This window comes from Emticicia sp. GW821-FHT11C11 (genome assembly GCF_058808615.1).
The window spans coordinates 302,184-314,577 of sequence record NZ_JBXARV010000001.1 but is presented as its reverse complement, the minus strand read 5'-3'; the positions used below and the strand labels follow the sequence as shown (position 1 = coordinate 314,577).

Here is a 12,394-nt window from a genome sequence, read left to right as displayed (position 1 = left end):
CACTAATGAATTTTCTCTAAAAGGTAAGACATGAAGAAAATACTCATTTTAGCTTTAATGCTTTTAGGGCTTAAAGACTCTTTTTCTCAACGATTAAGAGTTATTGAAAATTTATCAGTAGGTTATGGCTATGACAAAAAAATGGCAGCCCCATCGATCATGTATAACCAAACCCTGGTAATGGGCAAAAAAGTTAATTTTGCTGTTGGAACAGGTTTAAGATTAACTACCTTTTTTGCCACCGGAAGAGCCTATGAAGGTTTTGAAACAAAAAATGAAGCAGTGAGTTTCAGGCCCTATCCCAGAGCAAATACCAATGCACTTAATATTCCGCTTATTTTAGAGCTGAGAACAAGAAAAATACTGATAGGTGCTAATTTTGACATTGTGGGTATCGCATTTGGTAAAAGGAGAGATTCGCTCATTGTTAACAATAAATCCGGTTTAAAGCTGGACTCATTAAATGCCAGCCCTACATTTTATAACCTGGGTTTAGGACAAAAAGGCACTACGAATAATGAAGTTTATATTGGTTTCAGGCCTCAGGAAGAACTGACCATCAAAGTAGGAGTAAGTCTTCTATTTAGTGAATATAGTGCCCGCTACCGCAAAAACAGAAAGGATGTTGACTTCGGACGTTTCAGATATGAAACCCCGCTCATGCCTTTTATAAGCGTAGTCTTTAATTTTGAACGATAATAACTATTTGATAATTAAGCTTACTGATCAGTAATGGCAACAACAGCAGACTTTAGAAATGGCCTTTGTATGGAATGGAATAATGACCTCTACACAATTGTAGAATTCCAGCACGTAAAACCCGGCAAAGGACCAGCTTTTGTTAGAACTAAACTCAGGAATCTTCGTACAGGAAGAGTAATTGACAATACTTTTAACTCGGGCGTTAGTATAACTACAGCAAGAATAGAAAAAAGACAATACCAGTTTCTTTATAAGGACGAAACAGGTTTCAATTTCATGGAAATTGAAACATTCGAACAAATAAATATAGAAGAAAAACTGGTGCCACAAGCCGACCTGATGAAAGAAGGCCAGCAGGTAGATATTCTGGTTCATGCCGAAACTGAAACTATTCTTAGTGTTGAGTTACCGGCCTATGTAGAGCTACGCGTTACTTATACCGAACCGGGTGTAAGAGGCGATACCGCCAACAGCCCATCGAAACCGGCTACTGTAGAAACCGGAGCAACTATAAAGGTACCTCTGTTTATTGAAAATGATGAGTTGATTCGCGTAAATACTACCAGTTACGAATATGACTCCAGAGTAAAAGAGAAATAAGATATTTTATAAAAGACGACATCGCATTTTATAGAAACAGGAAGTGAAATGAATCTGATTCTAAGAGTTTTTTAATCCTTAAATCAAGCCCATACATTCCGGATTTCTTTGTGTGTGTCGTCTTTATGTTTACTTTTGCAGAAGAATAACCATGCGTTTTTCTCTTTTAGAACGGAAGGAGTATAATTAAAACACGAGGTCTGTTTTCCGGAAAGTACCGGAACAGCCGCATGGAGAGTGACAGTTTTTAAAATACTTCTGTAACCAAACAAACTATACTCATTTAAAACGACAAATCTTTACCCTTCATGGAAACAAAAGACATTCAGAAACTGATTGATTTTATTGCGCAATCAGGGCTAGATGAAGTAAATATCGAAACATCGGAGTTAAAACTGGCTATTAAACGCTATTCAAATGTAGCGCCGGTAGCTGTTCAACAAGCTGCTGCACCTGTAGCACAGGCTCCTGTTTCTGCTCCGGCACCTGCTTCTGCTGCCACAGCCGCTCAACCGGCTACGCCGGCCGCACAGCCAGCTGCCCCTGCAAGCAATCTGATAACAATCAAATCTCCGATGATAGGTACATTCTATCGCTCTGCCGGTCCGGATAAGCCATCGTTTGTAGAAGTAGGCGATGAGATCTCTAGCGGAAAAGTTGTTTGCATTATTGAAGCAATGAAGCTGTTTAATGAAATTGAATCTGAAATATCAGGAAAAATTGTAAAAATATTGGTTGACAACGCCACTCCTGTTGAGTTTGACCAACCATTATTTTTGGTTGAGCCTTAATGAGTTTCCCAGCAAATGGCATTTTAACATTTTTTTGTAAAGATTGTTAATTGGTTCAGTAGCCAAAACGCTTACAACACCTAATTGAAACTATATGTTCAAGAAAATACTTATAGCCAACCGTGGCGAAATAGCCCTGAGAATCATCAGAACGTGTCGGGAGATGGGCATAAAAACGGTGGCTGTTTACTCAACTGCCGATCGCGACAGTTTACATGTGCGCTTCGCTGATGAGGCCGTTTGTATCGGGCCTGCAGTAAGCAAGCAGTCTTATCTGAATATTCCGAATATTATTTCTGCGGCAGAAATCACCAATGCAGACGCCATACATCCGGGTTATGGTTTCTTATCTGAAAATGCTGAATTTTCAAGAATCTGTGCCGAATACGGTATTAAGTTTATAGGCGCTACTGCCGAACAAATCAACTACATGGGTGACAAAGCCACGGCCAAAGCAACCATGAGAGATTCGGGCGTACCGGTTATTCCGGGCTCTGAGGGCTTGTTAGAGTCGGTAGAACAAGGCAAGAAAATAGCTGCCGAAATCGGCTATCCGGTTATTGTTAAAGCAACTGCCGGAGGTGGTGGCCGTGGTATGCGTATCATTAAAGAAGAAAGCGAATTTGAGAAAGCATGGGATGATGCCAAAATGGAATCAGGCGCAGCTTTCGGCAACGATGGTTTATATCTGGAGAAATTTGTAGAAGAACCCCGCCACATCGAAATTCAGGTTGTGGGTGATCAATACGGCAAAGTATGCCACCTTTCGGAGCGTGACTGTTCAATTCAACGCAGACACCAGAAACTGGTAGAGGAAACACCTTCTCCTATCGTATCTCAGGAATTACGTGAACAAATGGGTGAAGCAGCCATTAAGGGTGCGGCAGCCATTGGTTATGAAGGCGCCGGAACTATCGAATTTCTGGTAGATAAATACGGTAAGTTTTACTTTATGGAAATGAATACCCGTATACAGGTAGAACACCCTATTACAGAAGAAGTAACCGATTTCGATCTGATTAAAGAGCAGATAAAAGTGGCTGCGGGAGTTCCTATTTCAGGTAAGAACTATTTCCCTAAGCTATATGCTATGGAATGCCGTATCAATGCCGAAGATCCAAGAAATGGTTTCCGTCCGTCTCCTGGTAAAATAACCAATCTTCATTTGCCGGGTGGACACGGTGTAAGGATTGACAGCCACGTGTATGCAGGTTATACAATCCCTTCGAACTACGACTCTATGATTGCCAAACTGATTGTAACGGGGCAGTCGAGAGAAGAGGTAATAACACGTATGAAACGTGCTTTGCAGGAGTTTGTGATTGAAGGAATAAAAACCACTATTCCGTTCCATATCAAGTTGATGGACGACGAACAATTCAAGTCGGGTATGTTTACTACCAAATTCTTAGAAAGCTTCGATTTCAGCGATTTATAAAATAAATAGGCCGTCTCAAAATAGTTTGAGGCGGCCTATTTCTTAAGTTTTCTCACTCACCACTTTTTAGATGATTTGAAGAATTTAGCTGCTTTATACGCTAAATGCAGGCTGCGATTTGATGTTACTGCTTTTTCGCATTCGCCAACTCGGTTACAATCTGTTTTTCAAGTCTTGCCAGCCATCGTCCGCCACTGGAAGTTAGTAGTATAAGACCGACAGTTTTTTGGGGCAAAAAGACATACCCGCTTGCATATCCATCTAAGTCGCCCCCGTGTCCATAGCGGATGCCAATACTATCTACAGTCTTTACAAAGCCAAATCCGTAATGTCCCTCTGCTATATTCTTCGTAAGTATAAGCAGACTATCCCCTCTTTTGCTTTCCTGAAACTCCTGATAAGCGTTCATCTGCTTAATCATCAATTGTGAAATATCAACTACATTTGAATAAATACCACCTGCAGGAGCCATTTTACCCATCGTCCAGGGTCTCGATTTTATCCCTCTATTATCTTTTCTGTAAGGCCATGCGATTCGTTTTGATTGCCTGATTGTAGGTGAGATCGTGGTATTGAGCATATGGTATTTGTTTGTAACATAGGTTTTTACCAGGTCCGCGTATGTCTGTCCGGTCACTATTTCGCAGATGTACCCTATAATCGCGTAGCCAAAGTTGGAGTAGTTAAATTTGGTACCGGGTTGAAAGTCCAGTTTCATACTATTCAAATCTGCGATCAGATCTTGTTCGGTAAATTCGATAGTCATCGGATCTCCATCTACTCTTCGGTTGCTTGGTTCGCGGTTTGGCACTCCTGACGTATGTGTGAGCAGCATCTGTAATGTGATCGTTGACAGCTTGTCCGAGCTTTCATGGGTAAGTACATTTCCCAGGTATGACGTAACCGGCATCTCTAATGAAAGTTTGCCTTGGGCTATTAAGTTCTTTACAATGATAGCTGTGAATTTTTTGGTATCCGACCCTATCTGGTATAGCGAATGTTCATTTACGGGAGTGTTTTTCTCCCTGTCCGCCACACCAAAGCCGCCGGCATAAACCAGTCTGCCATGTTTAACGATTCCGACAGAGATAGCGGGAATGTTGTTTTGCTTCATTGTACTGTCAATGATCATTTCTAGTCGTCGGGTCAAGGGCTTGTCTAGTGAAGCCTTTTGGGCGTTTGCAACAGAAATGCTACAGACTATCAAAGCAGCCATAGAAAGCAGAGTATTCTTCTTTGTCCATTTGTTTTTCATATCAATAATTTTAGTTCTATGCAAAACTGGCAAGAAAATAATCTGCAAACGTCCGGATAAATTAGTCGAACGCTTTTTTCCAATGAAAAATGGTTCGAATAATATTCAGTCGACTCAAGCATCCTGATGCTGCTTTCTAAATTCGGTTGGGGTATATCCGGTATGCTTTTTAAAGGATGTGTTGAATGAGGACTTCGAATTGAACCCTACGTGATAAAGGATTTCAAGGACTGTCATTTTTCTGTTAACAGGATCTCTCAGCATTTCAACGGCTTTCTGAATCCTATAGTGATTGATAAAATCATAAAAATTCTGATTCAGCGTGTGATTTATTAAAAGTGAGGTTGCTTTGGTGTCGGATCCCATTTGTCGGGCCAACTCTTTTATGGTTAGGTCAGGATCTAAAAAAGGCTGCTTGTCTAGCATATGATTACGAAGCATGGTAATCTGCGACATTAATTCTTCAGGAATTTCTTTATCAGATGAATTTCCGGTAGTCACATCCGATACAGGCAGATAACTTGAAACGGGGGTTAATTTAGACTCGATGCCTGAAAAATAAGCCGGACCATACATGGCCTTTAATATCAGCCAGCATATAAATCCCAGATGAACGACAACCATAATCAGGCGGTATTCGGTAACTGCACCTCTGTCAAAGCCCCATCTGTAGATATTGTGAGTTAAGGACGAAGTAAATAACACGAGCAAAAACAAATTCATTCGCAGTAACCAAGAATAATTGACTCTGACGAATTGCGAATAATTTTCGAGAAGGATTGTTTTGTAGCGGGCTAATAGTACAAATATATAAACGATGTAGAATAAAAACTGGATTGTAGAGAGAGCAATCGTAAAGGTACCCTCAAAGGAATGCATATGATCATTAAAAAACCGAACTTTACTTGCACTGTTTACCAGATAAAATCGGGGCAACAAAATTAGTGTATTTATAAGGAAAGGAATCGAGTGCAGCAAATGTCGTAGCCGCAGCTTAAAATCTGAATAGAGAACACTCAGCACAAAGAAGAAAAGAAAAGGGTATTTTAAGAATGATCCCAGATCAATCCGGATCATTTCAAGTATGGGAGATAATTTGGTAAAAGAGTGATAAAAAAAGGATGAGTAATCTAAAGCATTTATAAGCAGGTAAATGGCAAGGCATATATTCCCTTTTTTATTTTTTGATTCAACCGTAGTCAGAAAAATCGCGAGGAGCAATGAGACAAATACGAGTATCATAGATGTAACTTGCAGCCATACGTCAGAATTCCAAACCATGATTCGCACACTAATTTGTAATCGCCTTAGATTCATTCATTTAGCAAAGATAGATAATTATTTCTATAGTCACCGTAGACCCATCTGCGACATTTAATCTCAAAATAAATTTTCAAGTATATTCATCTTGCGGTTAGTATTGTCACTATACCGCACCATTACCGCATTTGTATTGTATGGTGACAAGACTGACAATAGGCAACAAATGCTTCTATCGTACGCTTACCTGGGCTTCCTTCTACTGCCCCTTCATATCCCCATCACACGCTTAGGATAAACTTCTCGCCCAAGTGGGCGTAAAAAACGAAGGGACTGTCCTTTTTGAGACAATCCCTTCTTATACGGTCTTGTTATACCCATCAATTACTTCCAACCTCCACCTAATGCTTTATAGATATTTACTTCGGCATTGAGTTGTTTTTTCTTAATCTCGAGCAATTCCATTTTTGCCTCAAGAGCCTCGCGTTGCGTTAACAAAACCTCTGTATAATCGGCCCGTGCCGATTTGAAAAGGCTATTGGAGATTTCGACAGAGCTACTTAGAATTTCTACCTGATTGGCTTTTGTTACATAACTTTCAGAGTAATTTTTATTACCTGATAATTGATTCATTACCTCCAGATAGGCATTTAAGATCGTCTGCTCATATTTATATACTGCCTGAATTTGCTTTTCATTGGCATTATAGTAGTTTGCCTTAATCGCATTTTTGTTGATGATGGGAGCAATCAGATCGCCTAAAACATTAAAGGCAAGCGATTTAGGATTAACTAAATAAACAGGGTTAAATGCCTGCAAACCAATACCTGCACGAAGGGTGATGTTCGGATAGAAAGCGGCTCTTGCCACAGCAATATCCAATTTTGCGGCCTCTAATTCCTGTTCCGCCTGACGGATATCAGGGCGATTACTCAATAATTGCGACGGTATTCCGGCAGAAATCTTCAAAAATTGAATATCGTTGAGATTAGCAGAATTACGTTTGACAGGCTGAGGGTTTCTTGCCGTAAGGAAATTAATCCGGTTTTCGGTTTCTACAATTTGCTGCTGAATCTCAAATTGAAGATTTTCAGTATTCAAAACCTGGGCCATAAACCGATTCACTGCCAACTGATTTAATTTTGCGGCATCCTTCTGCACTTTTACCATCTGGAGGGCGCCTTTCTGAATAGCAATATTCTGCCGTACCGTTTCCAGCTGGTTATCCAACACTATCAATTCATAATAAGAGTTGGCTATTTCGGCAATGAGGTTTGTAACTACAAAATTTCTACCTTCTATGCCAGACAAATACCTTTTTACGGCAGCATCCTTGGCATTATGCAGTTTTTTCCAAACGTCTAGTTCCCACGAAAATGTACCTAAAACTGATTGTTCACCTATATACTTCGGTAATTTATCCGTTCTTGTTTTTGCATCTTCTTCCGAAACCCCGTTCCATGTATAATGTCCTGATTTCTCAGCACCCAAACCGGCCGTCACAAAACCAAATGGCATGTATTCTCCTTTTCTTGCCATGATTTCGTTTCTGCTGATTTCTATCTCATGAAGCATTATATTCAGCTCCTGGTTGTTTTTAAGGGCTTCATCAATCAGGTCGGCAAGGTTACTATCACTAAAATAATTTCTCCAGAGAATATTTTCAGCTTTAGTCGAATCCGCATTGAGTTGGTATTTGCCCGGCAGTGTGTTAGTAACTGCTTTAGTCGGCAGATTTTCTACCTTACAGCTACCCAAGCCAACAATCAGAGCCAAAAAGACACTATATCTTTTTATTTTTTTGTTCTTCATTTTGATTCAATATTTTTGAAATTAACCTTCTAAGTCTACTTTGTTCTCCGAGTTCCGTTTGTCCTTCTACTAAATCTTCACTTAGCGTTACTACGGCTTCATCGTTGATAAGTTTTCTTCCATCAATCAATTTGCCAAAAATGTAGTATAGCCCCGGCACTATTAAGACCCCGAAAATTGTTCCGAACAACATCCCACCCAAAGCAGATGAGCCAATGGTTTTGTTACCCACAGCCCCTGCACCATGCGCTCTTACCAGCGGTATCAAGCCTGCAATAAATGCAAAGGATGTCATCAGGATAGGTCTGAAACGTGCCTTTGCCCCTTCAATGGCGGCTTCGAGCACTGTCATACCTTCATTGCGTTTTTGTATGGCAAACTCTACAATCAACACGGCATTTTTACCCAAAAGACCTGTAAGCATAATCAAACCGATTTGGGCAAATACGTCATTGCTCAACCCCATTCCTTTTAATAACAGAAAAGAGCCGAATATACCCGGTGGTAAGGATAGGATAACAGCCAAAGGCATGATGAAACTTTCATACTGTGCTGCCAGAACCAGATAAACAAAAAACACCACTACAAGGAAAATAATGATTGCTTCATTTCCGCGACGGGCCTCATCGTATGACAACCCTTCCCAGGCTATGTCGTAGCCTTTGGGTAAGGTACTTTCAGCTACTTCACGAATCGCCTTAATTGCATCGCCTGATGTATAGCCCTGAGCCGGTACACCATTGATAAGAGCCGATGTATATAAGTTATATCTGGAAATCTCGTTGGGTCCCTGTGTTTTTTTGATGGTCATAAAAGATGAATACGGCACCATTTCGCCATGGTCATTTTTTACAAACATGTTCAAAATATCTGTAGGGTCTTTTCTGAAAGAAGGGTCAGCCTGAGTATAAACCTTGTAATAGTTATTGAAACGTACAAAGCCTTGCTCATAGGTACTACCAATCATAATGTTCAGGTTTTCCATGGCAGCACCCACCGAAACCCCTTTTTGCATTGCCAATACATTATTTACTATTAATTCGTATTGCGGATAGTTGGCAGAGTAAAAACTGAATAATCCGGTGAGTTCTTTTCGTTTTCTCAACGCCGCAACAAAATCTTTATTTACCTCATCGAATCTCTGGTAATCTACTTCACTACCTTTATCTAACAATCGAACTGCAAAACCTGATGAAGCACCATAACCCGGTACAGCTGGTGGCTCGAAATACTCAACTACAGCCCCGATATTTTTCGTTTGTTCTTCCAATTCTTCCATAATCTCTTTTACAGATTGCTTTCTCTCAGACCAGTCTTTGAGGTTAATTAAGCAAGTACCTGCATTAGAACCTCGGCCTTCGGTCAAAATTTCATAGCCTGCCATGGCTGTTACTGATTTTACCCCTTCAACGTTTTTAGCTATTTTTTGTAATTCCAGTGAGACACTATTCGTGCGTTCGAGGGTAGTACCCGGAGGCGTTTGAATAATTGCATAAATTTGTCCCTGGTCTTCCCCCGGTATGAAACCGGCCGGCAAAACAGTATTAATTCCTATAATACCCAATGCAAAAACTATTAATACCCCAAAGGTTACGACTCTACGATTGACAATTACGGTTAGTAATTTGGTGTATTTGCCTAATAACCATTCAAAATTCTTATTGAACCAATCAATAAACCGATTAATAGGTGTCTTTTTCCGGGCTTGTCCGTGCGTATTCTTCAGAATCATGGCACATAAAACAGGTGTAAGCGTAAGCGCCACCACCCCTGAAAGCACAATAGAAGAAGCCATTGTGATGGCGAATTGTCTGTACAACACACCCACCGGACCTGTCATAAATGCTACCGGTACAAATACCGCTGTCATGATTAAGGTAATGGCTATAATTGCCCCACTGATTTCGCTCAATACTTTCTGTACAGCTTTGAAGGGTGTTAAATGCTCTTCTGCCATTTTTACGTGAACTGCCTCTACTACCACAATGGCATCATCAACTACAACCCCAATTGCCAATACCAAGGCAAAGAGTGTAATGAGGTTAATACCAATACCAAAAAACTGCATGAAAACGAATGCTCCGATAAGCGAAACAGGCACTGCCAGAGTTGGAATGAGGGTAGAACGGAAATCACCAAGAAAAAGAAATACCACTAATGAAACCAGTATAAAAGCTTCTACAAGCGTATGTAAAACCTGGTCAATTGACGCATTTACAAAGCTCGAAACATCATAATTGATTTCATAATCAACCCCCGGTGGAAAATTCTTTCTCAATTCTTCCAATTTTGCTTTAACATCAGCAATAATCTGATTGGAGTTACTTCCGGGATTTTGTTTTAACACTAATGAAGCAGAAGGATAGCCATCTTTATTGGTGTAAATATCCACAAACTCACTACCTACATCTACCTTGGCTATATCTTTCAATTTTAAAATTTCACCTTCCGGATTTGCCCTGATGATGATGTCTTTATATTGCTCGGGTTTATTAAACCAACCCTGATAGGTAAAAACGTATTCGAGCGATTGCGCTACCTTACCAGAACTTAAACCCACACGCCCCGGGCGCCCCAACACACTTTGTTCATCAATGGCTTTAAGCACGTCATCAGCAGAAATATTGTAAGCTCTCATTCTGTCCGGATTAAGCCAGACCCGAATGGCAAACGCTCTGCTACCAACAATCTCAGAACGACCTACACCGCTTATACGTTGTAATTCGGGAACAACCAGGTTGTCGGCATAATTGAACAAAAACTTTTGGTCATACTCTTTATCTGTACTAAAGAAGTTGACATACATAAGCATACTCGGCTGTACAGGCGTAATAATAACCCCTTCCCGCTGAACCAGAACAGGTAAGTTTGCCCAAACCTGATCTACACGGGTTTTTACACGAGCAGCGGCAATAGTCGGGTCAATACCAGGTTCAAAAACGATCTGTAACGTGGCTTCACTGGCACTTGTGGCGTCCGACATCATGTATTGCATGCCGGGTACACCATTAATGGCACGCTCCATGATGGTCAAGGTAGATTTTACCAGCACGTCAGCATTTGAGCCGGGGAACTCAATGAAAATATTTACCCGGGGGGGAGCTATTTCAGGAAATTGAGATATGGGGCGAGTAAAAATAGCCAATATCCCCAAAAAGACGATTGCCAGAGACATGGCAATAGCCAGGACTGGTCTTTTTATGAATTTGCTAAACATTTTTTCTGAATTTTGTCAATACCTTACAGGTTGCGAATCATCGCACCGTCTAAAACCAATAAGGCTTTCGATGATTTAAAAATTACTCTGCATGAAGGTTCTTTAAGTCTTCAATAACTGCCTTATAAGGTTTAAATTTAGTTTTGATATGGTCGCCGTTTTTAACTTTACGTAAACCTTCAACTATAATTTTATCGTTCGGAGACAAGCCACTCGTAACCGCGTAAATATGAGGCATTTCTAAACCAGTTGTTATTTGTCTGGTCTGAACAGTGCCTTTTTCATCTACAACGAATACGAATTTTTTATCAAGGATATCAAAAGTAGCTCCCTGTGGAATCAAAAGAACATTTTTAAGATATGTGGGCATCAGAATTGTACCTGTTTCTCCATGTCGTAAAATGCCTTCTGGGTTTGGGAATGTGGCACGAAAAGCGATGTTTCCGGTTTCATTGTTGAAATCTGCCTCAATCGTTTCAAACATACCGTCATGATTAAAAACTTCATTGTTTGCCATGACTAATTTTACTTTTTGAGGACCTTCCTTCTTGATGCGCGCAGCGTAGTCCAGATATTCAGCTTCCGGAACATTAAAATAAACCCAAAGTTTACTGTTGTCCGAGAGTGTAGTGAGCAGCTCTCCCTCATCTACCAAACTTCCTAATCGCATGTGGAATTTATCCATTATGCCACTAAAAGGAGCATTAATAGATGTTAGCCCCAGATGAGTACTTGACAATTTCAAGTCAGCTTTTTCACGGTCAAGTTTTGCTTTGGCTAAGGCCAGTTCTTGAGGTGAAACAATCTTTTGGTCGGATAGAATTTTGGTATTTTGATACTCAATTTCAGCGTATTCCACATCAGCCTTCGACTTTTCCATTTCTGCCTGATACACCAGAGGCATAATCTGAAACATGGGTTGGCCTTGTCTGATATGCTGACCTTCATCAACAAATATTTTTTGTAAATACCCTCTTTCTAAAGAGCGTAATTCGATGTGATTGCTGGCCCGGATTTGACAGACATATTCTTTATTAATAGAAGTATCAACCTTGATCGGGCTACTTACTAAAAACTCTGATTCCTCTTCTTTTGTATGCTCAGCATGATTACAACCTGCTATATAAAATGCAGCAATTGCTAAAAAAATGATTGAATATTTCATGAATATTTTAAAAAATAAGAATGTAAGCCTATTGATTGAAAAAAGTTTTCAAACTAAATAATGCCTTAAAAACCTTTGAAAAAGATAGATTTTTACTTAGAAGTACGTTAAGAAACCGATTAATTAAACGGAATCTTCCAGGAATGGTGGAGTA

At 40.1% G+C, this 12,394-nt stretch carries 9 protein-coding genes; 4 read left to right on the top strand and 5 right to left on the bottom strand.

What is annotated here, in order from left to right:
• The first annotated feature begins 30 nt into the window (after positions 1-30).
• The 4 genes from AC1RRY_RS01245 (at position 31) to accC (ending at position 3,531) form a co-directional block, all read left to right on the top strand.
• Entirely contained in the window at positions 31-699 is a 669-nt protein-coding gene (locus AC1RRY_RS01245; protein WP_492818776.1) for a hypothetical protein, read from the top strand.
• A gap of 33 nt (positions 700-732) precedes the next feature.
• Positions 733-1,302 carry an elongation factor P gene (gene efp / locus AC1RRY_RS01240; protein ID WP_492818778.1) on the top strand — a complete coding sequence of 190 codons (570 nt, stop codon included), beginning with the start codon at positions 733-735 and terminating at the stop codon, positions 1,300-1,302.
• Positions 1,303-1,610: 308 nt separating this feature from the next.
• Entirely contained in the window at positions 1,611-2,093 is a 483-nt protein-coding gene (accB, locus tag AC1RRY_RS01235; RefSeq protein WP_492818780.1) for an acetyl-CoA carboxylase biotin carboxyl carrier protein, read from the top strand.
• Positions 2,094-2,187: 94 nt separating this feature from the next.
• Entirely contained in the window at positions 2,188-3,531 is a 1,344-nt protein-coding gene (gene accC / locus AC1RRY_RS01230) for an acetyl-CoA carboxylase biotin carboxylase subunit (RefSeq protein ID WP_492818782.1), read from the top strand.
• A gap of 124 nt (positions 3,532-3,655) precedes the next feature.
• Here the strand turns inward: accC and AC1RRY_RS01225 are convergent, their stop codons facing one another.
• The 5 genes from AC1RRY_RS01225 to AC1RRY_RS01205 form a co-directional block, all read right to left on the bottom strand.
• Positions 3,656-4,786, bottom strand: coding sequence for a serine hydrolase domain-containing protein (locus AC1RRY_RS01225; RefSeq protein WP_492818784.1), 1,131 nt, complete (start codon positions 4,784-4,786; stop codon positions 3,656-3,658).
• 114 nt (positions 4,787-4,900) lie between these two features.
• Positions 4,901-5,509: a helix-turn-helix domain-containing protein gene (locus AC1RRY_RS01220; protein ID WP_492818786.1), complete on the bottom strand. Its 609-nt coding sequence runs from the start codon at positions 5,507-5,509 to the stop codon at positions 4,901-4,903.
• Positions 5,510-6,430: 921 nt separating this feature from the next.
• On the bottom strand, positions 6,431-7,858 hold the full coding sequence (locus AC1RRY_RS01215) for a TolC family protein (RefSeq protein ID WP_492818788.1): 1,428 nt from the start codon (positions 7,856-7,858) through the stop codon (positions 6,431-6,433).
• Positions 7,830-11,075, bottom strand: coding sequence for an efflux RND transporter permease subunit (locus AC1RRY_RS01210; protein ID WP_492818790.1), 3,246 nt, complete (start codon positions 11,073-11,075; stop codon positions 7,830-7,832). Before AC1RRY_RS01210 ends, AC1RRY_RS01215 begins: the two co-directional genes overlap by 29 nt.
• An 82-nt stretch (positions 11,076-11,157) precedes the next feature.
• Positions 11,158-12,240, bottom strand: a complete 1,083-nt coding sequence (locus tag AC1RRY_RS01205; RefSeq protein ID WP_492818792.1) for an efflux RND transporter periplasmic adaptor subunit — start codon at positions 12,238-12,240, stop codon at positions 11,158-11,160.
• Between the last annotated feature and the right edge of the window lie 154 nt (positions 12,241-12,394).

Excerpts from the sequence above, each read along its gene's own strand:
- AC1RRY_RS01245 (WP_492818776.1), top strand. The coding sequence starts at position 31 with ATGAAGAAAATACTCATTTTAGCTTTAATGCTTTTAGGGCTTAAAGAC.
- efp (WP_492818778.1), top strand. The coding sequence starts at position 733 with ATGGCAACAACAGCAGACTTTAGAAATGGCCTTTGTATGGAATGGAAT.
- accB (WP_492818780.1), top strand. The coding sequence starts at position 1,611 with ATGGAAACAAAAGACATTCAGAAACTGATTGATTTTATTGCGCAATCA.
- accC (WP_492818782.1), top strand. The coding sequence starts at position 2,188 with ATGTTCAAGAAAATACTTATAGCCAACCGTGGCGAAATAGCCCTGAGA.
- AC1RRY_RS01225 (WP_492818784.1), bottom strand. The coding sequence starts at position 4,786 with ATGAAAAACAAATGGACAAAGAAGAATACTCTGCTTTCTATGGCTGCT.
- AC1RRY_RS01220 (WP_492818786.1), bottom strand. The coding sequence starts at position 5,509 with ATGAATTTGTTTTTGCTCGTGTTATTTACTTCGTCCTTAACTCACAAT.
- AC1RRY_RS01215 (WP_492818788.1), bottom strand. The coding sequence starts at position 7,858 with ATGAAGAACAAAAAAATAAAAAGATATAGTGTCTTTTTGGCTCTGATT.
- AC1RRY_RS01210 (WP_492818790.1), bottom strand. The coding sequence starts at position 11,075 with ATGTTTAGCAAATTCATAAAAAGACCAGTCCTGGCTATTGCCATGTCT.
- AC1RRY_RS01205 (WP_492818792.1), bottom strand. The coding sequence starts at position 12,240 with ATGAAATATTCAATCATTTTTTTAGCAATTGCTGCATTTTATATAGCA.